The organism is Bradyrhizobium jicamae (assembly GCF_001440395.1).
GTDB lineage: Bacteria > Pseudomonadota > Alphaproteobacteria > Rhizobiales > Xanthobacteraceae > Bradyrhizobium > Bradyrhizobium jicamae.
In genome coordinates this window covers 126,447-152,437 of record NZ_LLXZ01000215.1, presented here as the reverse complement: position 1 = coordinate 152,437, position 25,991 = coordinate 126,447, and the positions used below count along the sequence as shown (strand labels likewise).

The following is a 25,991-nucleotide window of genomic DNA, read 5'->3' as shown; positions in this document are numbered from 1 at the left end:
GTCAAATGCTGGCAAGCATTTGCGGCAGGACGACGGTGGACTGCAAGGGCGTTTTAACTCTTGCGCGGAGTGGCTGGCGCCGCTTTTTTGACCCAGACCTTGTTGTCATGGAACGCCGCGCCGCCGATCGGCGCGATCGTTTCGGCGCCCGTCAGCATATTGATGCCGCGGCCGCCGATATGAGCCTTGTTCGGATGGATGGATTCGGCGATCAGGACGCCACGGCGTACACCGTCAAACAGCTTTACGGTCAGCGTGGTTTCGCCGCGCATGTTGCCGAGCGTCACGGCGTCGCCATCCATGATGGAGAGAGCTGAGGCGTCTTCGGGGTGCATCATCACCGTCGGCACGCCCTCGCGGGCCTGCGATCCCGGCGTCTCGTTGAAACTGGTGTTGAGATAGCCCCGCGACGGTGACGTGGCGAGGCGGAACGGATGTTTCTCGTCCGCTTCCTCGATGATGGTCCAGTGGTCCGGCAGCGAGGGCATCTCGGCCCAAGGACCCAGGCCTGGATTGCCAACCGGCGGATTCGCCCAATCGGCCTTGAAGTGGAACTTCTTGTCCGCATGCGCGAAGCCGTCGAGGTAATGCGACGTGCGAAAATCCGGCTGGACGTCGCGCCACAGATCCGCTTCCAGCGCTTCGATATCGCCATGGCCGCTCTTTTTCAGCGTCGCGTCGATCAGTTCGCGCGGCGTCATCTCAAACCCGGGATGCACAACATTGAGGCGCCGGCCGAGGCCCTGCAGCACTTCGTGGTTGGAGCGGCACTCGCCGGGCGGATCGATCAGCTTCGCGCCCACCGAAATATGCTGGTGACCGCCTCCGTAATAGAGATCGTCATGCTCCATGAACATGGTTGCCGGCAGCACGATGTCGGCCATGGCAGCCGTCTCGGTCATGAACTGCTCATGCACCGCCACGAACAGGTCTTCGCGGGCAAAGCCCTTTCGCACGAGCGCCTGTTCAGGCGCTACCGTCACCGGGTTGGTATTCTGGATCAGCATCGCCTTGACCGGCGGTCCGCCCTTCAAGGCTTCGGCGTCGCCGGTCAGGATACGCCCGACCTGCGACTGATCGAGCCAGCGCGTCGTGCGGTCAATCGCGTCATGCCCCTCGATGATGGATTCGTCGAACTTCCAGATCGAAGCATTGTTGAAGAAGGCGCCGCCGCCTTCATATTGCCAGGCACCGGTCACGGCCGGGATGCACAGCGCCGCATGCATCTGCGCCGCGCCGTTGCGGCTGCGGGTAAAGCCGTAGCCGAGGCGGAAGAACGAACGCTTGGTCTGGCCGACCAGGCGCGCGAACGCCTCGATCTCCTCGACCGGTACGCCCGAGATCTTCGAGGCCCATTCCGGCGTACGGGTCTTAAGATGCGCCTCGAGTTCATCCGGGCAATCGGTATAGCGATCCATATAAGCGCGATCCGCGTATCCCTCGCGGAACAGCTCATGCATGACGCCGCAGGCAAACGCGCCATCGGTACCCGGCCGGAGCAGGATCTTGATATCGGCCTGCTTCATGGTGTCGTTGTTGTAGATGTCGATCGCCGCGATTTTGGCGCCGCGCTCCTTGCGGGCGCGCGAGGCGTGCGTCATCACGTTGACCTGGGTATTCACCGGATTGGTGCCCCAGATCACGACGAGATCGGAGACACCCATCTCGCGCGGGTCGACGCCGGCGATCTTGCCGGTGCCGATGGCAAACCCGATCCGCGCGACGGTCGCACAGATGGTGCCGTAGAAGCGCGAATACTTCTTTACATGCGACAGGCGATTGATGCCGTCGCGCATGACGAGCCCCATCGTGCCGGCGTAGTAATAGGGCCAGACAGACTGAGCACCGAATTCCCGCTCGGCCTGGTCGAACCGCGCGGCAATTTCGTCCAGCGCCTCATCCCAGGAAATCCGCGCGAACTGGCCCGAGCCCTTCGGCCCGGTGCGGCGCATCGGATGGAGCACCCGGTCAGGATGGTGAATGCGCTCGGCGTAACGCGCAACCTTGGCGCAAACGACGCCCGCCGTATAGGTCTGCACCTTGGAGCCGCGGACCCGGCCGATCGATCGGCCGTCAATCACCTCGACGTCGAGCGCGCAGGCCGACGGACAATCATGCGGACAGGTGGAATGGCGGATCTCGACCTTGGCGTGCTGGTTCATGCGTTTCTAGGTAACATCAAAGATCGCGGTCGCCGAGAGGCTTTGTCCGGCAATTCACCCACAAAAACGGCCGTTAGCCATGCGTCAGGCGCCCAGATAGGCGCCGCCATTGGCGTGGATCGCCTGCCCGTTGATGTAGCGCGCCCCGGGGCCGCACAGGAACCGCACGGTTGCGGCGACGTCTTCCGGCCGGCCCCGGTCTCCGGTGATGGTCTGATGGGTCAGATGATGCGCCGGCTCCGGCTTGTCCTTCGGTCGTGGCGTGCCGATCAGCCCCGGTACGACGCAGTTCACGGTGATGCCATCGTCGGCGAGGTCGTGGGCCAGCGCCCGGGTGAAGCCGATGATACCCGCTTTCGCCGTCACCACGTGCGCGCGGTTCTTCGCGCCCGTGTGTGCGCTGAGGCCGCCGATATTGACGATGGTTCCCGCGCCGGACTTGCGCAGCGCCGGCAGGCAGGCCTTTACGCAGAGGAACGTGCCGTCGAGCGTAACGTCGAGGATTTCACGCCACGCCGCATAGCTCATCTCAGCGAACGGCTTTTCGCGCCGCAGCGCAGCGTTATTGACAAGGATATCGATCCGGCCGAACTGCTTCACGGCGGCATCCGTCATCGCCTGCACCGCCACGGCGTCGGCAACGTCGCCGATATGGACCAACGCCTTGCCGCCGGCAGTCTCGATCTCGCGCGCGACGGCTTCCGCCTCAGTGCGATTGCTGCGCGCATTCACCACCACGGACGCACCGCCTTCCGCCAGCGTCAGGGCGATCGCGCGGCCGATATTGCGGCCTGCGCCGGTGACGATAGCGACCTTGCCGGAGAGTTCCTTGGACATGAGCTGCTACCCGCGCAATGAGGAGAGATCGATGCGGCCATCAAACAGTCTGGCCATCAGTTTCAACGTGGCATCGCCTTGTGCAGCACTCCAGCCGCCATGCTCCGCGTTGAGCAGAAATTTGTCGATGACATCCTGCCGCGTCAACGGCTCCTGCGCGCCACCCCGCAGATGGGGCTGCCGGTCTTCGACCACGCTGCCATCCGCGAGAGTGGCGCGGATGTGGCCGGTATAGTTGCTCGGATAAGGATTGTCCGGATCGATCACGAATTTCACCTTGGCAGCGAGCGCCAGCACGCGCGGATCGCCGATCGCATCTTCCGTGAACGCGCCGAGGCCGACGCCGCCATGCACGAAGCCGGTGGCCAACAGATAGGGCACGGCGAATTTGGCGGCATAGCCGTTGGGCGGGCGCTGCTTGTCGGCGAGCGGCTCCCAGAGACGGTGCACCGTCCCCTCCGCCACCTCGCAGACGATCTCGGTGACATCCTCGGGCTGGATACCGCGCGCGGCCAGCCGGCGCGCGCAATCGATATAGGGCTGCGCCATCGTCCCGCACGGATAAGGCTTGAACGCCAGCGTGTCGGTTACCCAGCGCGTGCCGAAATCGCCGGTTAGCGCGTCGTAGTCACCGTTCGTGGTGTGCGCAAAGCCGTGGAACAGGCCGTGCACGCCCTCGAACACCGTGCGCGGACCAACAAACCCTCCCCGCGCCAACAGCGCTGCACGGATGCCCGATTGTGCCGCCCACCCGGCATGCAGTCGCTTGGTCCAGGCGCCCTCGGCGAGATATTCGATGATGCCGCCGGCCATGCTGCCGGCGATGCCGAGCGCATCGACGATCTGCCTGGCGTTGAGGCCGAGCGCCGCGCCGACCCCGGCGGCGGCACCCATCGCGCCGAAAATCGCGGTCGGATGAAAGCCGGCCTTGTGAACCGCCTTCGGCACCACGAGGCTCAACCGGCACAGCACTTCAGTGCCTGCCGCGATCCCGATCAGCGCCATGCGGCCGTCGGGATTGTGCCGTTCGCAGGCGGCGAGCACCGCCGGCACGATCACCGCGCCGGCATGGACCGGGCCGCCCTCGAACGTGTCGTCGAAGTCCTCGCCATGCGCGGCAGTGCCATTGACGAAGGCTGCACCTGCCGCGTTCAGGGTGCGCTTGTGGCCGATCGCTGTACAGGGACCGTCATCGTCGCAACCTGCCAACGCGCTTTCGACGTAGTCCCGGTTGCGTGCAGTGACGCATAGGCCGACCACGTCGATCAGCAGATCATCGCATTTGCGCATGGTCGCCGCCGGCAATGCGCCGGGGCCGAGCGTGACGATCTTTTCGGCCAGCGTTTCGGCAACCGAAACCTTGGGCAGTCTGGAGGCCATGCCGGTCAAATGCGGAAGATCTTGGTGTAGCGCGCCTTGATGGCTTCGCTTTCCTTCTCCACTGCCGCCGCGTCATCCTTCATGGTTTTGATATCCTTGAGCGACGTGCGGCCCGCCTTCTCGACCGTTTGAGAGTGCACCGAGCGGAGACCGCCGACATCAATGATGAGCTGCTGGGCCTCCCGGCTGAGACTGAACTGCTGAAACAATCTTGCTGCGTTGGGATTGGGCGCATTCTTGAAGACGCCGTTCGGCCCGATGATCAGCGGAGAGCCTTCCGTGGCATAGACCGGCTCGACCGGGCGGCCCGCCTCCTTCATCTGGAAGATGTTGTATTCATTGCCGTCGGCCATCACCGCGCGCTCGCCGAGATCGAGCTTCTTCGGCGGATCGGCCGATGACTGCACCTGCATGATGTTCTGCTTGGCGAGTTTTTCAAAGAAGCTCCAGCCGAGATCGCGCTGCATCTGGTAGGTCGCGGTCATGATGGTGCCGCTGTAGCCCGGATGCGCCTTGACGATCTTGCCTTTCCATTTGGGATCGAGCAGATCGGCAAAACTTTTCGGCGCGTCTTCCGCTTTCACCATGTTGGTGTTGTAAGCGATGATGCTGAGCCAGACGCGGAAGCTGGCAAACTGGCCGTCCGGGTCCTTGTGCTCGGCCGGATAGAATTTGGCGACGTCTTCCGTCACGTAAGGCGCCAGGATGCCGTCGCGCTTCCAGACGATGAAATGCGCGGCGTCCGACGAGTTCACCACATCGACGGCGTGGATGTTGCTCGCGTATTCCTGGCCGATACGCTGAAACACGCGCTCGGCGCCAGTGCGCTCGACGCGTACCGCAATGCCCGGATATTTCGCCTCGAAGGCCTTGGCCAGTTTCTCCGCGACCGGCAGATCGGTCGAGGTGTAGTAGATGACCTTGCCTTCCTTCTTCGCGGCGTCGATCAGCGCCGGCGTCACCGTCTCAGGTGGCGGTGCGGCAGCCATCACGCGCGTGGAAAATGCTGCGCCTGCGAGAACGGCGCCCGTGCCCGCCAGCATATCGCGGCGCGAAATCCCTGGGTGTTTCATGTTTTCGTTCCCCGCGCTGTTGGCGAAGTTAGGTACACCTGAACCCTATGCATTATTCCTATGGATCGTCGGCTGTCCATCGCCGACGGTGCTTTGCTGTCGCAGCTACGGCCCAATTACTACTGCGCGGGACAGGCCGCGCCGGTCTTCACCCAGGCCTCGACCAAGGCACCGGCCTGTTTTTGCGTGCCGGGCACGGGGCTGCGGTTTCCGCCCGGAGCCCAGGCCCAACCGACCAGCGTATCTTCGCCGATATGATGGATGAGTTCCTCGAGCTTGCGCCCGCCATTGCGCGCGGGATCCTTGAGCTGGGCGCAGATTTCGGCAACGGTCTTGCCTTCCCACGCCATTTCGCGCGGCGCCAGGTGCCATTCCGGATGGCCCGGCATGCGGCCGGGTTCGAAGTTCGCATGCTTGTGGCAACTTGAGCAGCGCATGGCGGCGAGGCCATGGCCGTCCGCACCGCGGGTCACCGGCGGCTGATGCAGCCGTCCTTCGTCGCCTTGCCGTGGCCGGTCGGTCGCGGGATGGCAATTGGTGCAGCGCGGATGCGTGAGCACCTTGCCCAGCTCGGTAAACATGGCCGCCGACCGCGCATTTGTGTCAGTGATCGAAGCAAAGCTATCCGGGCTTGCCAGCGCGGGCGGCGCAGTCTGGGAAACGGCGTAACCCGCGCACATGCTCGTCGCGACCGCGACGACGGCGACCGTAAGCTGAAACCGCAATTCCGATTTCATGCCCCATTCCCCTTGCACGCGCTCATTGCTTAGCCACGATATAGCGCTTGGAATCCGCGAGGATCACGTCGCGCACGGCTTCGTGGTATTTGATGTAGCCGGTGCAGCGGCAGATGTGACCATCGAGCGCTTCCGCGATGGTGCTTTCAAGATCGGCGCGCTTGACAGGCGCTTTGGCCAGACGCTCCAGCAGAACCTGCCCCTCGTTGAGGAAGCCCGCGGTGCAATAGCCGCACTGGAAGGCGAAGTGCGCAATGAACGCCTTCTGCAGCGCCGAGAGTTCGCCATCCCTGGCATGGCCCTCGATCGTGCGAATGGTCTTGCCGTCAAAGCTGACCGCCGAGGCCACGCAGGTCGGGCTGGTGTAGCTGGTGCCATCGGGGTCATCGACGATCACGGCGCAGCTCAGGCACTGCGCGGCGCCGCAGCCGAACTTGGTGCCGGTCATGCCGAGATATTCGCGCAGGAAATCGTTCATCGAGAGTTCGTCGCGAACATCCACCGGCCCGAGCGCGCGGCCGTTGATCGTGAGGCTCAATTTGGTCACGCCAAAACTCCCTTGAGCAGGCTTGCGGTCACCGGCAGCGATTGGAAACGGCGGCCGGTCGCATCGAAAATCGCGTTCAGGATGGCGGGCACGACCGGGACCATGACGACTTCCGCCATGCCCTTCGGCGGCTCGTCCGGCGTGAGCGGCGGCAGCATCTCGATTTCGAGATCGTGCAACGGCAGATCCGATCCGCGCGCGACGAGGTATTGTCCGAGATTCCACTGGCCGTTGCCGGGGCCGCCTTCGAAAGGCGGCAACGTCTCGAGCAAGGCATAGCCGACGCCCATGGCGAAACCGCCCTGCGCCTGCCCCATCACCACCTCGGGCACCAAGGCCTGGCCGCACTCGAACACGCTGTAAGCTTTGGCGATACGGAGCGCGCCGGACGCACGATCGATCTCGATGCGGACCAAGGTGCCGCACATCGAGGTATAGCTGGTGCCGATCCGGTTATTGTCCGTCGGCGGAAATTTGACGCTGAGGCGGTTAATGCGTTCGAACTTGCCGTCACCCCGGCGCACGGCCAGCGCATCGATCTCGGCGCTGTACTGTTCGCCAAGAAGAGGAAAGCGGGCGCGCGACCATTCCCAGCGGGAGAAGCTGTGCGCCAGCGCTCCGGTCACGAGATTGCGCGCATGGGCTGTTGCGGCCAGCGCCGGCAGCGGCAGCGGCGCAAGGCCTGCCAGGACGAGGTGCCCGTCCTTCCATTGAGCCTTGGACCATTCCTTGGCGCGGCGGTCATTCGGCGCGATGCCCCATAGCTGCAGCGCCGCCGGCCACAGGCCGAACCGAAAGATGACGCGCGCCGCCTCGGCGGCCGCGTGGGTGCCGACATGCGCGCCGATCGAGGCGCTGGTCGCCGAGCTGATCGCAGGCACCCAGCGCGGATTCTTTTCGGCGGCGTCCTGCGTCTTCTGATCCATCGTGTAGGGATCGCCTGACGTAACCAGTCCGAGGGCGTCGTAGGTGTCGACCCGCGCCACCGAGACTTCGTCGGCAACGGCGCCGAGATGGAGGGCAACACGGTTGGCAAGCGCGGTGCCGATGCCGTTGCCCATCTCGGTATGATCGCAATAGATCGTGACCTTGCCATCGGGAGACAGTTCGATCCGCCCCAGCGAACAGTCGGCGCCGGTGCCATAGTCCTTGGTGACGCACGCAACGCCGGTGCCGACGAGGGTGCCCTGCGGCGCGGCCGATTTGTGCCGCGCGCGCTGCTGCCAGATCGGATGCTTTTCGAGCTTGTCGAGAATTTCCGGCGTGCGAACCGAAACGCCGTAGGGATTGCCGGTCATGGTCCGGCCTTTTGCCCCGAGCGCGTTGCGCCGCCGGAACTCGATCGGGTCGAGCGGCAAGACGGTCGCGACTTCGTCGACGAGCACTTCCAGCGCGGTCATCGTCTGCAGCGTGCCATAGCCGCGCATCGATCCCGCGGTCACCCCGCGCGAATGCAGCGCCACCGTGGTGACGTCGACTTTCGGAACATCATAGATGCCGATCGCGGCGGTCGCGCCGACGGTCGCCACATTGGGTGAGAAATTCGCCAGCCCGCCGCCGTCGAGAACGTGGTCGGCGGCGAAGGCCTGGATCTTGCCGGTCGCGCGGTCGACCCCGATCTTCGATCGCATCTTGAAGGGATGGCGCTTGATGCCGCCCTGAAACTGCTGATAGCGGTCATGCGCCAGCCGGACCGGATGGCCGGGGAAGAACATCGCCGCCAGCGCCACGTACAGCACGAACGGCGTGTGATCGCGGCCGCCGAAGCCGCCGCCCATATAGGTGAACTGGGTGTTGATACGCGACGGCTTGAAAGGCGCGCGGGCCTCGCCGAGCAGATGCGCGATCGAATCCGCCGCCTCATAGGGCGACTGCACGCCCAGCACCAGTTCGAGGCCGCCGCTCCTGCCGTCGTACCAGGCGAGCCCGGATTCCGGTTCGAGAAACATCGGATCGACCGACTGCGTCTCGAATTCGCGGTCGAGCACCAGCAGGTTCGGATTCCTGGCCGCAAGTTCGCCGCGGATCCGTTCGCCATGAACGGCGGCTTTGGCATAGGCCGCCTCGGTATCCTTCGCAGCGGGCGACCAGATCGGCAGCGGCGAGCTCTGCGAGCGTCCCGGGCTGACCCAGCCGGCCATGACAGGCGAATAAATGTCGGGCGCGTCCGGTGTCGCACCGGCCACGCGGGTGAAGCGATAGGCGGCGTAGGCGGGCATCGCGACCGGACCGGTCTCCTCGCCGAACTCCACGAACGTTCCGTCGCGCAAGGCAAGGCGCGCCTGATCGAAGGCGTCGAAGGTCTCGAAGATCAGAAGCCCGACCGGTTGCCCGAGATAGAGCGGCGTCTTGCCGAGCGGGCAGAACAGATCACCGGTGTAGAATTCGGGAACGCGGGCGCCGATCCGGGCCAGATCGGCCGCGGTGACCACCACCGACGGCTTGAGCGCGCCGGTAAGCCGCCCAAGGTCCATTCCGAGATAGACGTGCGTGGCATCCGGCGCGCGGATCAGCATCGCGTGCGACGTCTTGGCTGGCCAGCCCGGAAGATCGCTCGCCCGGAAATCGGATGCATAGAGCTTGGCGCCGATGACCTTGGCGACGCCGTCGACGCGGCCCGCGCCATTGCGGCCGGATTCCAGTTCGCGCGCCCCGGCAGAGACGCGCGCGGCGGCAAGCCGGCGGCTTCCGCCGAAGCCAGAGGCGATAGGCTGATCGCAATGCCGCCCGCCGATACCCAATTGAGAAAGTCGCGCCGCGACGGCCGCATGCTCTCAGCCATTTGCCGGAACTACTTCAGATCGGCGATGGTCGCGGGTCCCGAGCCCGGCGTAACCAGTGTCGGCCACTGCTTCGAGCCGAAGGGAACGGCAGGCGGCAGGAACGGCGTCATGCCGCGCTTGCCGGTCTCGGCGATGATCGCGGCGCGCGCGTCGCCCCCCATCAGCTCGTAGTCCATCAGACGGTAGTTGCCGAAGAACAGCGCACCGATTGAACGATCGGCGATGATACGGGTCAATGATTCCAGCATATCGGCCGGCGTGGTCGTGAAGGAAATCGTCTCGATCAGCAACAGGCGGGTATTGATCGCCTCGGGCCCGAAGAACTGCGCCAGCACGCTGAACAGCACGTTGTTCTGGCGCGCGACGTAGATCGTGTTGCTGGCGGCATAGGTCTTGTCCCAGTCGGCGCCGAGCTGCGCCTTCCACTCGGCCAGCACCGTCATCCAGTGCGCGACCTGCGTCTGCGCCGCCCATGCGACGTTCTTGGCCAGATAAGGCGCCTGCTTCTTGCCGAAAGCTTCCAGCGTAGCGAAGGGAATGACGCCCTTGGCGATGCATTCGTCCATGAAGGCGATGTTGTTCTGCAGGATGGTGCGGTTGTTGTCGCGCCAGCCCGCCTCCATCGGAGTCGCATCGAGGCCGTCGAGCGCCGACTGCATCCGGCTGCGATAGGCGAGCATCGAGCCGCGCCAGGACTTGTTATCGGGATTGTCGACATAGGGGCCGACGACCTGCACCAGTGCCATCGTGCTGTGGCCAACCGACTTGAGCAATTGATAGACGATCGGCACCTGCGGCGCGTCCATCGGCGCCATGCCCGGCCGGTACAGGATCATTCGGCCGCCCGCGCCCGAGAACAGGCCGAGGATCACCGGATGCTTGCTCAGGATGTTCTTCTGGAAAATCTTTCCTGCATCGCCGTAGAGCTCGAACATGCCGGTGTTGAGCGCCAGCATGTCCTTGGTGGCGACGTCAGAAGATGTGGTGGTGGCCTTTCCGGAGATTGGCGCCATGTAGGCGGGCAACGTCTGGGCGTTGGCGACGGTCCCGGTCGAGAGCAATGCCGCAACGGCCAGACTGGGAGAGAGCCTCATGTCACCTTCCTTATAATTGCCCTGAAATTGTATGCCGACGAATATCTGATTCTGGGACTAGCGATCGGTCCGCGGATAGCTAGACTTGGACGGCTACACTTGGCACGAGGCCGGTAAACGGGCCCTTTCAAAAAAAGACAGAGTTCGGGAGGTTGACATGACGCGCTTGGGAACGGCGCTCGCGCTGGCGGCAATGCTGGCGGGGCCATCTCTGCTGGCGACGCCGGGCCTGGCGCAGGACTATCCGTCGCGTCCGGTGAAGGTGATTGTTCCCTTCGGTGCCGGGGGACCTGCCGATGTCACCGCCCGTCAGATCGGGAACATTCTGCAGGAAACGCTCGGCCAGCCCTTCGTAGTCGAAAACCGCACCGGCGCCGGTGGCGTGATCGGCACGCAGGAAGCCATCAAGTCACCGGCGGACGGCTACACGCTATTGATGATGTCGAACACGCAGACTGCGAATGAGTCGCTGGTTCCGCAACGCAAATACGAACTGATGCGCGATCTCGCGCCGATCGCCCCGGTCAACTATTCCGACCTCGTCATCGTCGTTCATCCTTCGGTACAGGCAAAGACGCTGCAGGAATTCATTGCGCTCGCCAAATCGCAGCCCGGCAAACTGAACTACGCCTCGTCAGGCCAGGGCACGCCGTATCACATGGCGGGTGAGCTGTTCAAAGCCATGGCCGGCATCGACCTCGTGCATGTGCCCTACCGCAACAGCGGCGAGGCACGCAGCGGCGTGATCGGCGGCCAGGTTCAGATGATGATCGACGCGGTTCCGGCGATGGCGCCCAACGTTGCGGAGAATCAGGTGCGTGCGCTGGCCACGACGGGCCAGACGCGCTCGACCGTGCTGCCCAACGCGCCGACGGCGATCGAGGCCGGCATTCCCGGCTATGAGGCCACCATCTGGCTCGGCTTGATGGCGCCCGCGGGTACGCCCAAGCCGATCATCGACAAGATCAACGGGGCCGTGAACGACATCGTGAAGCGACCTGACATGATAAAACTATGGTCCCAGCAGGGCGTCGTCCCTATGTCAATGACGTCAGGCGAATTCGACAAATTCCTCCGCGGCGATATCGTGAAGTGGGCGGAGGTGGTCAAGAAGTTCGACAAGCCACCGCAATAAGAAGCCGCGAGCGAAGGTCTTCCCTCGATGCCAAGCGTTCGATTTCGCCTCAACGGCGTCGAGCTGGATGTTGACGCCGATCCCGACCGGTCGCTGCTGGATATTTTGCGCGGGCAGCTCGGCGTGACCGGACCGCATTTTGGTTGCGGCGCTGGTGAATGCGGCGCTTGCAATGTGATTGTCGGAGATCGCGCGGTAACCGCCTGCGATACGCCGCTGTGGTCGGTGGCGGACAAGGATGTCACGACCATCGAAGGGCTTGGAACGAGCGAACGGCCGCATCCGCTGCAGCGCGCCTTCATCGCCGAGCAGGCGCTGCAATGCGGCTATTGCGTCTCCGGCATTTTGATGAGTGCTGCGGCGCTGCTGAGGCGAAATCCGTCACCGACCAGCCGGGAGGTGAAGGAGGCGCTCGATCGCAACCTCTGCCGTTGCGGTTCGCATCAGCGCATGGTGCGCGCGGTGTTGCGTGCGGCGGAAGAAATGGCGGCAGGATGAACCGGCCGGCCCCCGCTCCGTCTCAGCCCGCACTACCGGCAAGCCTCGCGGCCAATCCGAAACTGTCGTCGTGGCTGAAATTCTCGAGCGCCGGACAAGTAACCGTCTCGCCTGGCAAGGTGGAGATCGGGCAAGGCATCGTGACGGCGCTGGCGCAGATCGCCGCCGACGAGCTCGATGTCGACCTGTCGCGCGTGCAGATGGTCCGCGCGTCGACTGTCGCCAGCCCTAACGAGGGCGTCACCTCGGGCAGCCTCTCCATCCAGCAATCGGGGCGCGCGCTGCGCCATGCCTGCGCCGAGGTGCGCCGGATATTTCTCCAACAAGCGGCCGAGCGGCTGGGTGTCGACATCGACGCGCTCGAAATCGAGGATGGCACCATTTCGGGCCCCGGCAATGTCAGGACTAGCTATTGGGAACTGGCCGACGAGGTCTCGCTCGATCGCGACGCCACGCCGGGCGCAACACCAAAGATCGCAACACGGCGGGCGCTGGCTGGCCATTCCGTCCAGCGGATCGACATTCCCGACAAGGTATTCGGCCGGCCGCGCTTCATCCACGACCAGGCGTCGGTGGGAATGCTGCACGGCCGCGTGCTGCGGCCGGAGAATGCGCGCGCAAAGCTTTCGGAATTGAGCGAGGATGGTGCCCGCGCGGTGGCCGGTCTCGTCGCCATCGTGCGCGATGGCAGTTTTGCGGGCGTCGTCAGCGAAACCGAGCATGGCGCGGAACTGGCCCTTCGAGCCCTGCGCAAGGGCGCTGTCTGGTCCGACGGCGAACCCCTCCCCGATGAAAATGATCTGGCCTCGTTCCTGAAGGCGCAGCCATCGGAATTGACGGTCATCGACGAGAGAACGGCGACGCCGGCCGCTACAGCGGCGCGAACCATCCGGCGGCAATACACCCGCCCCTACATCGCCCATGCATCGATCGCACCGTCCTGTGCGATGGCGCAGTGGGACGGCGACCGCGTTCATGTCTGGACCCACAGCCAGGGCGTCTATCTCCTGCGTGCGGATCTGGCGCTGGTCCTCAAAATGCCGGCCGAGAACATCACCGTCGACCATCTGGAAGGCGCCGGCTGCTACGGGCACAACGCTGCCGATGACGTCGCGCTCGACGCCGTGCTACTCGCCAGGGCCGCCGGCGGCCGCCCGGTGCGGGTTCAGTGGTCGCGGCAGGGCGAGATGTCGGATGCGCCCTTTGGCGCGGCGATGGCGATCGAAATCGAGGCCGATCTCGATGCGCAGGGTGAAATCATCGATTGGCGACACTCGATCTGGGGCAACGGTCACGTCGCGCGCCCGGGGCGTGCGGCGCTGCCCGCCCTGCTGGCCGGATTCGAACTGGCGGAGCCGTTTCCGCGCATGGTCTCGACCAATCCGCCGCAGGCCAATGGCGGCGGCAGCGATCGCAACTCGGTCCCGCTTTACGATTTTCCATCCTGGCGCATCGAAAGCCATCGCCTGACGACGATGCCGATCCGCACCTCGGCGCTGCGGACGCTTGGTGGGCAGGGCAACGTGTTTGCGATTGAATCGATCCTCGATGAAATCGCCGCCGAGCGCGGCGAAGATCCGGTCGCGTACCGGCTGCGTCACTTGCGGGATGAGCGGGCCCGGGACGTCATTCGGGCTGTGGCCAGACGCGCGCAGTGGAAGCCGGAGAAGCAGCCCGGCATCGGGCACGGCATCGGCTTTGGCCGCTACAAGAACACCGGCGCCTATTGCGCCGCGATCGCCGAGATCGAGGGCGCCGAGGAGATTACCGTCAGGAAGCTGACATTGGCGGTCGATGTCGGCGAGGCCATCAATCCGGACGGCGTGATCAACCAGATCGAGGGCGGTGCCATTCAAGCCACGAGCTGGGTGCTGAAGGAGCGCGTGCGCTTCGACCGGGAACGCATCACCAGCACGGGTTGGACGGAATATCCGATCCTGCGCTTCAGCGAGGTGCCCGATGTTGAGGTCGAACTGATCCAACGTCTTGATATCGATCCGGTCGGCGCAGGCGAAGCCGCCCACGGCCCCGTCACGGCCGCCATCGCCAACGCGGTGTTCGATGCGCTCGGCGTGCGGGTGCGCGATCTGCCGATCACGCGCGATAGGATCATCGCCGCGATGGAATTGACCTCATGAACAGCCTGAACATTCTGAGCGGCGGCGCGGCGCAGGGCCTTGTCGGGAGCTTGACGCAGGCTTTCAAAGCGCAAACCGGATTCGATATCGCGGGTGAGTTCGGGGCGGTCGGCCTCATGGCCGACAAATTGCGCAAGGGTGCGTCGGCTGACATCGTCATCTTGACCGCGGCGCTGCTCGCTAGACTGGCGGAGGAGAAGCTGGTTGTCGCCGCTTCGATCGCCGATGTCGGGCTGGTCGAAACCGCCCTCGCCGTCCGCGCTGGCGATCCTCCCGTCACGGTCAGGGATGCCGTCGGCTTGCGCGAGGCCATTCTGGCGTCTGATGCGGTCTTCGTGCCGGATACCAAGGCCTCGACGGCCGGAATTCACGTTGCAAATGTCTTGCAGCAGCTCGGTATCAGCGATCAGGCTGCCGATCGCCTCAGGATTTTCCCGAATGGCGCGACGGCGATGCGCGAACTGGCGGCCTCGGACGCGAGACGTCCGATCGGGTGCACGCAGTCAACCGAGATCATTAGCACCAAGGGCGTAACCCTGTCCGGCTCGCTGCCGCCGGGCTGCGAACTCGCAACCATGTACACCGCGGGCATCACGACCGCAGCGGCCCACCCCCAACAGGCCCAGGAGCTGATCGGCTTGTTGACCGGCGCTGACCAGCGTGAACAGCGAAAGCGCGCTGGCTTCGTCAGCTAGACCCTCGTCCTCAACTCGTGACTCTCAGCAGGCGTGCGGAAACAAACCCCGCGCATGACGATTTCTGGTTGCCACCGCAAATTCATATACTAATATATCAATTGAGAGAGCAGCCATGCCCGCCCGTGCACCGAAAAAGACGGATCCAACGGTTCGCCGAATTGCCGCCGGCACGCGCCGCAGTGGCAGACCGCGTGCGGCGACGGCAGCATCTAGAATCTATTCCGACCTTCGCGGCGAACTGGTGTCGCTGCAGCGCCGCCCCGGCGAAGCGATTTCCGAGGCGCAGATCGCCGTCTCCTACGGGGTGAGCCGCACCCCCGTTCGCGAGGCGATTCTCAAATTATCGGACGAAGGCCTGCTGGATATCTATCCGCAGTCCGGCATCTTCGTCTCGCGCATTCCGGTGGCAGCGCTTCCCGAAGCCATCATCATCCGTAAGGCGCTGGAGGAGACCACCGCGCGAATGGCCGCAGAGCGTGCGACTTCGAGCCAGATCCTGGCGCTGCAATCGATCCTGGAACGCCAGCGCGAGGCCAGCGCGGCCGGAGACAGCGACACGTTCCATCAGGCCGACGAAATGTTTCATGCTACAGTCGCCGAGGTCGCCGGCTATCCCGGAATCTGGAAATATATCCAGCAGGTGAAGGTTCACGTCGATCGCTATCGCCGGCTGACCCTGCCCCAGCGCGGGCGGATCGCAAAGGTGATCGTCGAACACGAGGCCGTCCTGACTGCGATCGAGGCGCATGACGCAGAGGGCGCAAGGCGGGCGATGGAAATCCACCTCGAAAGCCTGATCGAGAACATCTCGGCTACCCAGCATATCAATCCGGAGTACTTCGACGAGCGACCCTAGAATTCGAAAAGTCCATAAAACGATAAACAACATCAGGAGGAACGACATGAAACGCCGCGACTTCATCAAGTTGAGCGCAGGGCTCGGGGCAGCGATGGCAACCACGGCGCCGCTGTCATCCGCCTTTGCTCAAACCAAAATGGTGCTGAAGGCCTCCGACGTTCATCCGCTCGGCTATCCGACGGTCGAAGCCGTCGTTCGAATGGGCAAGAAGCTGGAAGCCGCCACCAATGGCCGGCTCACGATCCAGATGTTCCCCTCGATGCAGCTTGGCGGCGAAAAGGAGATGATCGAGCAGGCCCAGCTCGGCGCGCTGCAGATCGCCCGCATTTCGGTAGGCGCCGTCGGCCCCGTGGTGGATGACGTCAACGTCTTCAATATGCCGTTCGTCTTCCGCAATTCCAAGCATATGGAGAAAGTGATCGACGGCGAGATCGGCGACGAATTGCTGGCGAAGATTTCCTCAGCCGAAAAGACCGGCCTGATCGCACTGTGCTGGATGAACGCCGGCTCGCGCAACGTCTACAACAACAAGCGGCCGATCCGGACCATTGCCGACCTCAAGGGCCTCAAGGTTCGCATGATGGGCAATCCGCTGTTCGTCGATACCATGAACGCGCTGGGCGGCAACGGCGTCGCGCTCGGCTTCGATCAGGTGTTCAGCTCGATGCAAACGGGCGTGGTCGATGGCGCTGAGAACAATCCACCGTCGTTCATAGCGCAGAACCATAATCAGGTGGCCAAGTATTTCACGATGACCGAACACCTGATCATTCCGGAGCTTTTGGTGTTCTCGCGCATTTCCTGGCAGAAGCTGTCGCCGGAAGATCAGGCGCTGATCAAGAAGTTTTCAAAGGAAGCGCAGGCCGAGCAGCGTGTGCTCTGGTATGAAGCGGAGAACGCGGCCATCGAAAAAATGAAGGCGTCCGGAACCGAAATCATCACCGACATCGACAAGAAGCCGTTCCAGGATGCCGTCAAACCGGTTTGGGACAAGTACGGCGCGAAGTATGCGGCCATGGTCAAGCGTATCGAAGCGGTGCAGTAGCGCACGGCTTGCTATCGCGAGTGGCCGGAGGTTCGTTCCGGCCGCTCCGCCGAGTTGCCGACGCGATTGAGGCGCCGTTATTCTTCGAGGTCAAAAATGTCCAACTCTGCGGCCGGAATTTTCCGGCGTGTGAACGATGCCGTTTACTGGACCGGCGCCACGATCGCGTGCGTGGCGCTCGTCCTGGTCTCTGCGGTTATTCCGTGGGCCGTCTATACCCGCTACGTCCTGAACAGCGCCTCGTCATGGCCCGAGCCGATGGCTGTGCTGCTGACCGTCGGCATCACCTTCATCGGCTCGGCCAACTGTTATCGCCAGCGCATCCACATGAACATGACGGTAGGCACCGATCTGCTGCCACCGTTGCTGCGGCGCGCCTCGCTGTTCCTCAGCGAGATATTGATGGGCGTGATCGCCATCTTCATGGTCGTCTGGGGATGGCGGCTCGTTCAGACCACCTGGGATAATTCGGTGGATGAATTTCCCTGGCTTTCCGTAGGCATCACCTATCTTCCGATCGTGGTCAGCGGCGCGATGATGCTCCTGTTCGTCGTCGAACGGCTGACCATTGGCCCGCCCCCGCGCGACGGCGCTGACGCTCACGTACCGGTCGAGTAACTCCCATGGATATCGCGGTTCTGCTTCTCAGCATGTGCCTCTTCTTCGCAATCGGCATGCCGATTGCCTACGCGCTGGCACTGTCCGCGCTCGTCGGCGCACTCTGGATCGATTTGCCCGTCGGCGCCGTCATGCAGCAATTTGCCAGCGGCGTCGGCAAGGTCTCGATGCTGACCATCCCGTTCTTCGTGCTGGCCGGCGCCATCATGGCCGAGGGCGGCATGGCCCGGCGGCTGGTCGACTTTGCGGCCGTTGTCGTCGGTTTCACGCGCATCCGGGGCGGCCTCTCACAGGTCAATATCCTCGCAACCACGATCATGAGCGGCATTTCCGGGTCGTCGGTCGCCGACACCTCCGCGATCGGCTCGGTCATGATCCCGCAGATGGCCGCCAAGGGCTATCCGCGGGTGTTCGCAACCAACGTGACCATCAGCGCCTCGCTGCAGGCGATCATCGTTCCGCCAAGCCACAATTCGGTGATCTATTCGCTGGCAACCGGCGGCGTGGTGTCGATCACGAGCCTTTTCCTCGCCGGCGTGATTCCTGGATTGCTGCTGGGCTTCTCGCTGATGCTGCTTTGCCTGTTCTATGCCTATCGCGACAAGCATCCCAAAGGAGAGCCGGTCCCGATCCGGCAGGCGCTCAAGATGCTCGGCGACGCCGTATGGGGGATCATAACGCTGGTCATCGTTCTCGGCGGCATTCTCACGGGCGTCTTCACGCCGATCGAGGCCGGTGCGGTCGCCTGCGTCTGGGCGTTCTTTGTCACGATGTTCATCTATCGGGACTATAAATGGTCCGAGCTGCCGCTGTTGGTCTACAAAACACTGCAGACGGTCGCGATGGTGCTGACGCTGGTCGCGACCGCGTCGTGCTTCGGCTATGTCGCCGCCCTGATGCAGATGCCGGCGAAGATGACCGAATTCTTCGTTGCGATATCGAGCAACAAGTATGTGCTGCTGATGTGGTTGAACATCATGCTGCTGGTTCTGGGGACGGCGCTCGATCTCGCGCCTCTCTTGCTGATCTGCACCCCGATCCTGCTGCCGGTGGTCAAGAGCTTCGGCATCGACCCCGTACATTTCGGCATCGTCATGCTGCTCAATCTCGGCATCGGCCTGCTGACGCCGCCGGTGGGGACGACGCTGTTCGTCGGCTGCGCCATTGGCAAGGTTTCCGTCGACGAGGTGATGCGCGGGATCTGGCCATTCTACTACGTGATGTTTACGGTGCTGATGATCGTGACCTACGTGCCGTGGCTGTCGCTGGCGCTGCCGAGGGCGTTCGGGTTCTAGATCAGGCGCTGCGGTTTGCGGGCAGAGGAGATACCGCGTGAAGATCGTTGACCTCAGTCGAGAGCTTTATCACCGCACGCCGAGTTATCCCGGCCACCCGCCGGTGGTGCACGGCGTCTGGAAAACGCACGAGGAATCCTTTGCCGAGTCCGGCAATGTGCACGGGCTGGCCTCGATGTTCATCTCGATGGTGGATCACGCCGGTACCCATATCGACGCACCCCGGCATTTCGGCGAGAGCGGCATATCCATCGACCAATATCCGCTGGAGAAATGCATCGTGCCGGGCATCTGCATCGACCTGCGCCACATCGCACCGCGCGCCGAGATTTCGCCGGCCGACCTCGAGGCGGCGGTGGCGAAAGCCGGTGTGGCGGTGCCGAAGGGTGGCACCGTGCTGCTCTGCACCGGTCACCACGAACGGACATTCCCCCGCAAGGAATATTCCAGCGATAATTCGGGCGTGAACATCGCCGCCACCGAATGGCTGGCGCAGCAAGGCGTCGTGCATTTCGGTATCGATTCGATGCGGCCAGGCCCCGAGGGCAAGGTGAATGCACTCGTCCACAAGGCCTGCCTCGACCTCGACATCACCCATATCGAGAGCCTGTGCAATCTCGAAGCGCTGCTCGGCCGCGGCCAGTTCACCTTCATCGGCCTGCCGATGAAGTGGCGCGGCGGGACGGCTTCGCCAATTCGCGCGGTGGCGGTGTTTGATATGTAACGGAGCCTGCCGCACTGGCGGCACAGCGGCGCCAAAGGCGGCATCAGGCCGCTCCCCTTCTGTACGTCGCGTGTATGGACGCGCCGCAAAAGCTTGCCTAAACTCATCCCAAAGAAAACCGACGCCTGATTAAAGGTGCGGACGATCGGGCGGGCACACCCGCCGACATCAGGGAGGAGTTCATGAATCATTTTTGGCGCGCCAACCGCGCACTTATAGTTGCATCCGTCGCTGCGATGTCGCTTCCCGTGGCGGCACCGGCATCTGCGCAAGAAACCTTCAAGCTCGGTATTGTAACGTTTCTCTCCGGGCCGGCAGCCGACAGCTTCGGCGTTCCCGCACGCAACGGCGCGCAGTTCGTCATCGACCAGCTGAATAAGGGTTCGGTGCCCTCACCTTACGAGAAGGTCGGATTTGGCGGCATGAAAATAGAGCCCGTCATCATCGACGAGAATGGCGGCGCCACCAAGCAGGTGCAGGAGCTGCGTAACCTCTACCAGCGCGACAATGTCGACGTCGTCCTCGGCTACATCAGCTCGGGCGACTGCCTGGCAGTGGCGCCGATCGCCGAAGAATTGAAGAAGATGCTGGTGCTGATGGATTGCGGCACGCCACGTATCTTCGAGGAAGCCAAGTACAACTACGTCTTCCGCACTGCCGCACATGCCACGATGGATAATGTCGGCCTCGTCAGATACATGAAGGCCAAGAACATCAAGATGGACACGCTGTCGGCGATCAACCAGGACTACGCCTGGGGCCAGGACAGCCGGGCCGACTTCGTCGCCGCTGCCCAGCAGCTCTATCCTAACGTCAAGGTTCAGACGGACTTGTTGCCCAAGTTCGGTGCAGGCCAATACGGTACCGAAATCTCTGCGCTGGTGGGCGCTGGCTCCGACGTGGTCTATTCAAGCTTGTGGGGCGGCGATTTGCAGGCCTTCGTTCTGCAGTCGGCTCCGCGCGGGCTGCCCAAGCGTAGCCAGCTCGTGTTCAGCGCCGCCGATCATGTGCTGCCGCCGCTCGGCGACAAGATGCCCGACGGCACCATCATCGGCGCGCGGGGCTCCTATGGTCTGATGTCGCAGAAGTCCCCGCTGAACGATTGGCTCTTTAGGGGGTACGAGGCGGCCAATGGCGTCTATCCCGTTCAGGCCGCCTATCGCATTACGCAATCGATTCTCGGATTGAAGGCCGCGGTCGAAAAGGCCATGAGCAAGAACGGCGGAAAGAAGCCTTCGACCGATGAAATGGTCGCAGCCATGACCGGCCTGGAGTGGCCGTCGCCTGGCGGACTGATCCAGATGAAGCTCGCCGACGGCCATCAGGCGATTCAGCCGATCGCCTTCAGCCGCACCAAATATAATCCGGATCTCAAGCGGGTCGATCTGATTGATATCCAGTACTTTGCCGCCGAATGCGTCAACCCGCCCCCGGGCGTGAAGTCGATCGAGTGGATCAAGGGCGGGATGCAAGGCGCCAAGTGCAATTAGGTCGCACCGGCATCCAGTGATGTACGTCGGCGGCGCGTGATCGTACTCCGCGCCGCCTTTCTCTATCCACCGACCACCCGCGCGACGCCACCGCCATGAACTTCTTTCTGACGATCATTCTCGATGGCCTGATTCAGGCCTCGTGGCTGTTCATCGTCGCCCTTGGGCTAACGCTGGTTTTCGGCGTATTGAAGATCCTCAACATCGCCCATGGCAGCTTCTACGCCCTCGGCGCCTATATCGCGGCAACCGTCGTAACCATGGTGGCCGCGCGCAGCCTCCCCCCAAGCGTTGGGTTCGTCGCCATGCTGATCTCGGTGGCGTTGATCGCGTCCGCCGTCGGGCTTCTGCTGGAACGCGGCCTCCTGAAAATGTTCTATGGCCGGGACGAAGTGGTGTTGCTGCTGGTGACCTATGCTGTGTTTCTGATCCTTGAAGATGTCACCAAGCTGATCTGGGGTGTCAATCCGATCTATGCGACACAGCCATACGAACTGTTCGGCAATCTCGAGTTCGCGGGGCTTTACTACGTCGGCTACGATCTGGTGCTGATACCGATTTCAGCCGTGATCGGCTTTGCGATCTGGTTCGGCCTCAATCGCACCGTGATCGGAAAGATCGTGCTTGCCGTCATACATAACGAGGAAATGAGCGTGAGCATGGGCGTACGCGTCAACCGCGTCTACGCCGTCGCATTCGCGTTCGGCGTCCTGCTCGCCGCCCTCGCCGGCGCCCTGACCGCGCCGAAAATATCGATGCAGCCGGGCCTCAGTTCTGATGTCATCATCCTGAGCTTTGCAATCGTCGTGATCGGGGGGCTGGGCAGCGTCGAGGGCGCAGCGGTCGGCGCGATTCTGGTTGGGCTGGCGCGCGCCGCTTCTGTGCATCTGATGCCGCAAGCCGAACTGTTCATGATCTATTTGATCATGGCGGCAGTGCTGATGTTTCGCCCCGAGGGCCTGTTCAAGCGCGAAACGGCAAGGCGGATTTGATGAAGAAAGGGCTACATCCTCTGGTCATGATCGCCCTTGTCGCCATGGTGACGCTGGCCGGCCGCGCGCTACCGACCTGGACCCTGTCGCTGGCGACGATTGCTGCCTCCAATGCGCTGATCGCCCTTGGCATCGTCGTGCTGGCGCGCACCGGCAACGTGTCGTTCGGCCAAGGCCTGTTCTTTGCCGCCGGCGGCTATGGCGTGGCGCTGATCGCCAATACCTGGGGTCTCACCGACGCGGTGGCGCAGGTGATCGTCGGCGCTGCTTGCGGCGGCCTGCTCGGTCTGGTCATCGGGCCGTTGATCGCGCGCTACAGCGGGATCTTCTTTGGCATGCTGACACTGGCCCTATCGATGGTGTTCTACGGCGCGCTGGTGAAATCGACCGCGCTTGGCGGCTCCGACGGGTTCAATGTTGGACGGCCAAGCCTGTTTGGCATGAGCTTCACCGATCCGCGCGAGGCCGACTTCATGCTGTATGCCGTCTCGGTCATCGTGACCGGATTTGCCGGCATCGCCGCGACCATCCTGTTCCGGTCCGAATTCGGTCTCGCCAGTCTTGCGGTGCGCGAAAACAATCTGCGAGTGGAATATCTCGGGCTTTCGGCCAACCGGATCATATCGATCAACTTCCTGATCGCCGCGATCTTCGCCGGCGCCAGCGGCGCCTTTGCCCTGATGGCGCAGCGGCATATCGATCCACAATTCGCATACTGGACCACATCGGGCGAATTCGTCTTTGTGGCGGTGCTTGCCGGCAACCAGAGCGTGGCCGCCGTCTTTGTCGCCTCGATGGCGCTGGAACTGGTCCGTTCGTTCTCGAATCTCTATTTGCCCAATACCTGGCAGCTCGTGCTCGGCGTCTTCCTTCTGGGCGTCATTCTGTTTCTGCCGCGCGGCATCGGTTCGCTCTGGATCAGGGATCGGCACAGGCGGCGGCACATTTCGGCAACGCCTCCCCTCACTGCCGAACGAGGAGCCGCACCGTGAACCCGGTTCTTTCGGTAAGCAGGCTTGAGAAGCGCTTTGGCGCGGTGGTTGCGGCCGATGCGCTTACGCTCGATATTCCGGCCGGTCAGAAAATCAGCCTGATCGGCGCCAACGGCGCCGGCAAGACTACCTTCGTCAACATGGTCACGGGCTATCTCAAACCCGATAGCGGAACCATTCTGCTCGACGGAATGGACATCGGCAGACGCTCGCCGCGAAGCGTGGCCCGGCTTGGGATCTCCCGCTCCTTCCAGATTCCGCAACTGTTTGTCGAGCTTACCGCCGCCGAGAATCTCACCGTGGCGATTTCCGGCATCGGCACACGGATGTCACTCCGAGCGCCGGCGGAGGCCCAAGGCCGCCGAGACAAGGCCGTCGAGTTGCTGCAACGCTTTGGTCTTGCCGATCTGGCTGATCGCCCGATCTCGGAGCTTGCGGGGGGCGTGCGCAAACTGATCGACATCGCCATGGCATTGGTGCGCCGCCCAAAACTGCTGCTGCTGGATGAGCCGACCTCCGGTGTATCGGCGGAAGAAAAATTCACGACCATGGACCGCGTCATCCACGCCGTCGCGCCCGACGCAGCGACCATCGTATTTGTGGAGCACGACATGGAAATCGTCAGCCGCTACGCCGATCGCGTGGTGGCGTTCTATCAGGGCCGGATTCTGGCCGACGGATTGCCCGCCGACGTACTGAATAATCTGGAAGTCCGCCGCTATGTCACCGGAGGCGTGCGATGAACAACGCGGCGCCATTGCTTGCAATCGACAGTCTTGTCGTCGAGATCCAGTCGATGCCGGCATTGCGCGGTTTTACAATGCATGTCGCGAAAGGCGCGATGGTCAGTCTGGTGGGTCGCAATGGCGCCGGCAAGACGACGCTGATGCGTTCAATCATGGGGCACCTCACGCCGGCCAGAGGCATGGTGCGGTTCGAAGACAGCGACCTCTCGTCCCGTCCGCGCCATGCGCGCGCAGCACTTGGAATCGGCTATATGCCGGAAGATCGCTGCCTGGTTCCTCAGTTGACGGTCGAGGAAAACATCATGTTGCCGTTGTGGGTCGCGAGACATCTCGACCGCAAGGCCCGACTCGACTTCGTCTATGAGGTGATCGGTGAACTCACCGAGATGCGGCAGCGTAAGGCGCTACTGCTGAGCGGCGGACAGCAAAAGCTGGTCGCGCTCGGCCGTGCGCTTGCCATTGGCACCAAATGCTTGTTGCTTGACGAGCCGTTCGAAGGTATCGCACCAGCGCTTTCGGAACGGCTCTCGGAGGTGCTTGCATCTCTCAAGGGCAAGGATCTGACCTTGCTGATGTCGCAATCGGACCTGAATCACTCGCGAGGCCTGATTGACATGGAATTCACGATCGAGCGTGGCGCCAATCCCGTACCCTAGTGAACCCTGAGCGTGCGGACCTCGCTGGCCAGCTTCGCGATGCGGTCATTCGCCATCGTGTCCGGACCCCGCTTCGGCGAGATCGCGAAGCTTCTCGGCATTCAACACAACGATGGCACCATGCTCGAGGCGCACCCAATCGCGGGTCGCCCAGGCGCGCAACTGCTTGTTGATGCTCTCCCGGGTCATGCCGACCATCTCGCTGATCTCCTGCTGGGTGATCGCGATGGTTCGGCCTTGCGGCTCGGATTTGTGCTTTTCGGACAGGCGAAGCAGCGCGCTGGCCAGCCGTCCCGGCAGATTCTGCAGGATGATCTGCTCGACCTGATCGCTGGTCGATCGCAAACGCTCGCAGAGCAATTCGATGAACTTCATCGCCAGCGCCGGTTGCCCATTCACGAAGGGGATGAATTCGCGCCGGTCGATGACGAAGAGTTCGCAATTACTGTTAGCAATGGCGTCGGCAGAGCGGGCTCTTCCGTCGAGCAGTGCGATTTCGCCAAAAATTTCGCCAGGCCCAACGATATTGAGAATGGCATTGCGTCCATCCGGTGATGAAATGCTCATCTTCACCGTGCCTGAAATGACCGCGTAGAGGCTGTTGCCGGGGTCCCCCTTGGAGAACAACGTGGCTCCCCGCTTCAGCGTGATGTGTTTGGCGTAACGGCACAACTGCTCGAAAGCCTCAGGCTCGAGATCGGCAAAAGCCGGATGCTTGCGCAAAACCGACGTTTTGCTGCTCGAGATTCCGTGAGCTTCACCCGTCCTTTGTTGAGGCACGCCAGTCAAACTCCAGGGGAAAAACGGGATTGTAGTCCTTCCGTAATCAACGCAGGCAGGCATTTCAACCGGAAAGCGCGCCTCCGCGTCGATTTGGCGGCCCGTAAGACAGCCCATGCCTTAGCGGCAGAACCATGGCTGGACCGCACGCCGTTCCGGCGGGCGGGATATTTGCAGCAAAAAGCCAGCAAAACTCAATGGTCTTGCTGGCTAATTCCATTCCACGCGATCAGGCTATTTCAGCGAAGAATTCGGGCAAAGCATGTGAAGCCCAATATGCATGTGGCCATTATGGGCAAAGATCCGAACCTTCAGGTCATGCGTGCCATCGACATTCTCGCCGACCTTCAGCACCAGCGGCATGGGATTGGGCGATCTGAGATTGGTCGCAATGACTTCGGTAATCTTGTCGCGGATCGCCTTTGGAATTGCTCCCGAGTGCTTTTCCCACTTGTCATGCCCCTCGGTCGATCCGGATTCGCCGGCCCAGTTTTCCTTCTTCGGCACGAGGAATTTCGTGAATTTACCGAATGCATAAGCACCGTTCTTCTTCTCGTACTCTTTGAACTTCTTCGCGGTTTTGTTGATATTCTGCGGGCTATACAATTCATTGATGTGTTCTTCAAATTTTCCGCTGTAGACTAATCCACCCATTTCTTGCTCCTTGAATAGCGGCGCCAGTTGCCGTGGCCGCAACTTTGGCCACAATATG

General features: G+C 62.7%; 23 protein-coding genes and 1 pseudogene. 14 read left to right on the top strand and 10 right to left on the bottom strand.

The features are described 5' to 3' along the window. Positions 1-53: 53 nt before the first annotated feature. The 8 genes and pseudogenes from CQ12_RS37800 to CQ12_RS37765 all read right to left on the bottom strand — a co-directional run bounded on the left by CQ12_RS37800 (position 54) and on the right by CQ12_RS37765 (position 10,613). Positions 54-2,162, bottom strand: a complete 2,109-nt coding sequence (locus tag CQ12_RS37800) for a molybdopterin-dependent oxidoreductase (RefSeq protein WP_057840298.1) — start codon at positions 2,160-2,162, stop codon at positions 54-56. Between the two features lie 84 nt (positions 2,163-2,246). After that, positions 2,247-2,999 (bottom strand): 3-oxoacyl-ACP reductase family protein, encoded by a 753-nt coding sequence (locus CQ12_RS37795; RefSeq protein ID WP_057840297.1) that lies wholly within the window; start codon positions 2,997-2,999, stop codon positions 2,247-2,249. Positions 3,000-3,005: 6 nt separating this feature from the next. Next, entirely contained in the window at positions 3,006-4,379 is a 1,374-nt protein-coding gene (locus tag CQ12_RS37790) for an MmgE/PrpD family protein (protein ID WP_057840296.1), read from the bottom strand. Positions 4,380-4,384: 5 nt separating this feature from the next. Beyond that, the gene (locus tag CQ12_RS37785) at positions 4,385-5,452 is read right to left on the bottom strand and encodes an ABC transporter substrate-binding protein (RefSeq protein ID WP_057840295.1); all 1,068 of its coding nucleotides are present in this window, start codon (positions 5,450-5,452) and stop codon (positions 4,385-4,387) included. Between the two features lie 119 nt (positions 5,453-5,571). Beyond that, on the bottom strand, positions 5,572-6,189 hold the full coding sequence (locus CQ12_RS37780) for an Isoquinoline 1-oxidoreductase subunit (RefSeq protein ID WP_083519653.1): 618 nt from the start codon (positions 6,187-6,189) through the stop codon (positions 5,572-5,574). A 22-nt stretch (positions 6,190-6,211) separates the two neighbouring features. Then, positions 6,212-6,736 (bottom strand): (2Fe-2S)-binding protein, encoded by a 525-nt coding sequence (locus CQ12_RS37775; RefSeq protein WP_057840294.1) that lies wholly within the window; start codon positions 6,734-6,736, stop codon positions 6,212-6,214. Continuing rightward, positions 6,733-9,506 (bottom strand): annotated as a pseudogene (locus CQ12_RS37770) (xanthine dehydrogenase family protein molybdopterin-binding subunit). The gene CQ12_RS37775 and the pseudogene CQ12_RS37770 overlap by 4 nt, the downstream one beginning before the upstream one ends. A 21-nt stretch (positions 9,507-9,527) precedes the next feature. Next, positions 9,528-10,613 carry a hypothetical protein gene (locus tag CQ12_RS37765; RefSeq protein WP_057840293.1) on the bottom strand — a complete coding sequence of 362 codons (1,086 nt, stop codon included), beginning with the start codon at positions 10,611-10,613 and terminating at the stop codon, positions 9,528-9,530. Between the two features lie 157 nt (positions 10,614-10,770). Between CQ12_RS37765 and CQ12_RS37760 the strand changes: the two genes are divergently transcribed. The 14 genes from CQ12_RS37760 (at position 10,771) to CQ12_RS37695 (ending at position 24,499) form a co-directional block, all read left to right on the top strand. Further along, positions 10,771-11,748, top strand: a complete 978-nt coding sequence (locus CQ12_RS37760) for a Bug family tripartite tricarboxylate transporter substrate binding protein (protein ID WP_057840292.1) — start codon at positions 10,771-10,773, stop codon at positions 11,746-11,748. Between the two features lie 27 nt (positions 11,749-11,775). Further along, entirely contained in the window at positions 11,776-12,246 is a 471-nt protein-coding gene (locus CQ12_RS37755) for a (2Fe-2S)-binding protein (protein ID WP_057840291.1), read from the top strand. Further along, on the top strand, positions 12,243-14,384 hold the full coding sequence (locus CQ12_RS37750) for a xanthine dehydrogenase family protein molybdopterin-binding subunit (protein WP_057840290.1): 2,142 nt from the start codon (positions 12,243-12,245) through the stop codon (positions 14,382-14,384). The genes CQ12_RS37755 and CQ12_RS37750 overlap by 4 nt, the downstream gene beginning before the upstream one ends. Beyond that, positions 14,381-15,079 carry a molybdate ABC transporter substrate-binding protein gene (locus CQ12_RS37745; protein ID WP_057840289.1) on the top strand — a complete coding sequence of 233 codons (699 nt, stop codon included), beginning with the start codon at positions 14,381-14,383 and terminating at the stop codon, positions 15,077-15,079. The genes CQ12_RS37750 and CQ12_RS37745 overlap by 4 nt, the downstream gene beginning before the upstream one ends. A 115-nt stretch (positions 15,080-15,194) precedes the next feature. Beyond that, a complete protein-coding gene (locus CQ12_RS37740; protein WP_057840288.1) occupies positions 15,195-15,938 on the top strand; it encodes a GntR family transcriptional regulator in 744 nt (247 codons plus the stop codon). A gap of 46 nt (positions 15,939-15,984) precedes the next feature. After that, on the top strand, positions 15,985-16,986 hold the full coding sequence (gene dctP / locus CQ12_RS37735) for a TRAP transporter substrate-binding protein DctP (RefSeq protein WP_057840287.1): 1,002 nt from the start codon (positions 15,985-15,987) through the stop codon (positions 16,984-16,986). A gap of 96 nt (positions 16,987-17,082) precedes the next feature. Then, complete coding sequence (locus CQ12_RS37730; RefSeq protein WP_057840286.1) at positions 17,083-17,604, top strand: TRAP transporter small permease; 522 nt, start codon at positions 17,083-17,085, stop codon at positions 17,602-17,604. A 5-nt stretch (positions 17,605-17,609) separates the two neighbouring features. Then, positions 17,610-18,899 carry a TRAP transporter large permease gene (locus CQ12_RS37725; RefSeq protein ID WP_057840285.1) on the top strand — a complete coding sequence of 430 codons (1,290 nt, stop codon included), beginning with the start codon at positions 17,610-17,612 and terminating at the stop codon, positions 18,897-18,899. 37 nt (positions 18,900-18,936) lie between these two features. Continuing rightward, the gene (locus CQ12_RS37720; protein WP_057840284.1) at positions 18,937-19,623 is read left to right on the top strand and encodes a cyclase family protein; all 687 of its coding nucleotides are present in this window, start codon (positions 18,937-18,939) and stop codon (positions 19,621-19,623) included. A 182-nt stretch (positions 19,624-19,805) separates the two neighbouring features. Further along, the gene (locus CQ12_RS37715; protein WP_057840283.1) at positions 19,806-21,113 is read left to right on the top strand and encodes an ABC transporter substrate-binding protein; all 1,308 of its coding nucleotides are present in this window, start codon (positions 19,806-19,808) and stop codon (positions 21,111-21,113) included. A gap of 95 nt (positions 21,114-21,208) precedes the next feature. After that, positions 21,209-22,105 (top strand): branched-chain amino acid ABC transporter permease, encoded by an 897-nt coding sequence (locus CQ12_RS37710; RefSeq protein ID WP_057840282.1) that lies wholly within the window; start codon positions 21,209-21,211, stop codon positions 22,103-22,105. Then, the gene (locus CQ12_RS37705) at positions 22,105-23,097 is read left to right on the top strand and encodes a branched-chain amino acid ABC transporter permease (protein ID WP_057840281.1); all 993 of its coding nucleotides are present in this window, start codon (positions 22,105-22,107) and stop codon (positions 23,095-23,097) included. Before CQ12_RS37710 ends, CQ12_RS37705 begins: the two co-directional genes overlap by 1 nt. After that, positions 23,094-23,840 carry an ABC transporter ATP-binding protein gene (locus CQ12_RS37700; RefSeq protein ID WP_057840280.1) on the top strand — a complete coding sequence of 249 codons (747 nt, stop codon included), beginning with the start codon at positions 23,094-23,096 and terminating at the stop codon, positions 23,838-23,840. The genes CQ12_RS37705 and CQ12_RS37700 overlap by 4 nt, the downstream gene beginning before the upstream one ends. Continuing rightward, entirely contained in the window at positions 23,837-24,499 is a 663-nt protein-coding gene (locus CQ12_RS37695) for an ATP-binding cassette domain-containing protein (RefSeq protein ID WP_057840279.1), read from the top strand. Before CQ12_RS37700 ends, CQ12_RS37695 begins: the two co-directional genes overlap by 4 nt. A gap of 45 nt (positions 24,500-24,544) precedes the next feature. Here CQ12_RS37695 and CQ12_RS37690 read toward each other — a convergent pair whose 3' ends face one another. Then, on the bottom strand, positions 24,545-25,279 hold the full coding sequence (locus CQ12_RS37690) for a Crp/Fnr family transcriptional regulator (protein ID WP_057840278.1): 735 nt from the start codon (positions 25,277-25,279) through the stop codon (positions 24,545-24,547). 234 nt (positions 25,280-25,513) lie between these two features. Then, on the bottom strand, positions 25,514-25,933 hold the full coding sequence (locus CQ12_RS37685; protein WP_157088732.1) for a hypothetical protein: 420 nt from the start codon (positions 25,931-25,933) through the stop codon (positions 25,514-25,516). Between the last annotated feature and the right edge of the window lie 58 nt (positions 25,934-25,991).

Coding starts and splice junctions, on each gene's coding strand:
- CQ12_RS37800 (WP_057840298.1), bottom strand. CDS start 2,162: ATGAACCAGCACGCCAAGGTCGAGATCCGCCATTCCACCTGTCCGCAT.
- CQ12_RS37795 (WP_057840297.1), bottom strand. CDS start 2,999: ATGTCCAAGGAACTCTCCGGCAAGGTCGCTATCGTCACCGGCGCAGGC.
- CQ12_RS37790 (WP_057840296.1), bottom strand. CDS start 4,379: ATGGCCTCCAGACTGCCCAAGGTTTCGGTTGCCGAAACGCTGGCCGAA.
- CQ12_RS37785 (WP_057840295.1), bottom strand. CDS start 5,452: ATGAAACACCCAGGGATTTCGCGCCGCGATATGCTGGCGGGCACGGGC.
- CQ12_RS37780 (WP_083519653.1), bottom strand. CDS start 6,189: ATGAAATCGGAATTGCGGTTTCAGCTTACGGTCGCCGTCGTCGCGGTC.
- CQ12_RS37765 (WP_057840293.1), bottom strand. CDS start 10,613: ATGAGGCTCTCTCCCAGTCTGGCCGTTGCGGCATTGCTCTCGACCGGG.
- CQ12_RS37760 (WP_057840292.1), top strand. CDS start 10,771: ATGACGCGCTTGGGAACGGCGCTCGCGCTGGCGGCAATGCTGGCGGGG.
- CQ12_RS37755 (WP_057840291.1), top strand. CDS start 11,776: ATGCCAAGCGTTCGATTTCGCCTCAACGGCGTCGAGCTGGATGTTGAC.
- CQ12_RS37750 (WP_057840290.1), top strand. CDS start 12,243: ATGAACCGGCCGGCCCCCGCTCCGTCTCAGCCCGCACTACCGGCAAGC.
- CQ12_RS37745 (WP_057840289.1), top strand. CDS start 14,381: ATGAACAGCCTGAACATTCTGAGCGGCGGCGCGGCGCAGGGCCTTGTC.
- CQ12_RS37740 (WP_057840288.1), top strand. CDS start 15,195: ATGCCCGCCCGTGCACCGAAAAAGACGGATCCAACGGTTCGCCGAATT.
- dctP (WP_057840287.1), top strand. CDS start 15,985: ATGAAACGCCGCGACTTCATCAAGTTGAGCGCAGGGCTCGGGGCAGCG.
- CQ12_RS37730 (WP_057840286.1), top strand. CDS start 17,083: ATGTCCAACTCTGCGGCCGGAATTTTCCGGCGTGTGAACGATGCCGTT.
- CQ12_RS37725 (WP_057840285.1), top strand. CDS start 17,610: ATGGATATCGCGGTTCTGCTTCTCAGCATGTGCCTCTTCTTCGCAATC.
- CQ12_RS37715 (WP_057840283.1), top strand. CDS start 19,806: ATGAATCATTTTTGGCGCGCCAACCGCGCACTTATAGTTGCATCCGTC.
- CQ12_RS37710 (WP_057840282.1), top strand. CDS start 21,209: ATGAACTTCTTTCTGACGATCATTCTCGATGGCCTGATTCAGGCCTCG.
- CQ12_RS37705 (WP_057840281.1), top strand. CDS start 22,105: ATGAAGAAAGGGCTACATCCTCTGGTCATGATCGCCCTTGTCGCCATG.
- CQ12_RS37695 (WP_057840279.1), top strand. CDS start 23,837: ATGAACAACGCGGCGCCATTGCTTGCAATCGACAGTCTTGTCGTCGAG.
- CQ12_RS37685 (WP_157088732.1), bottom strand. CDS start 25,933: ATGGGTGGATTAGTCTACAGCGGAAAATTTGAAGAACACATCAATGAA.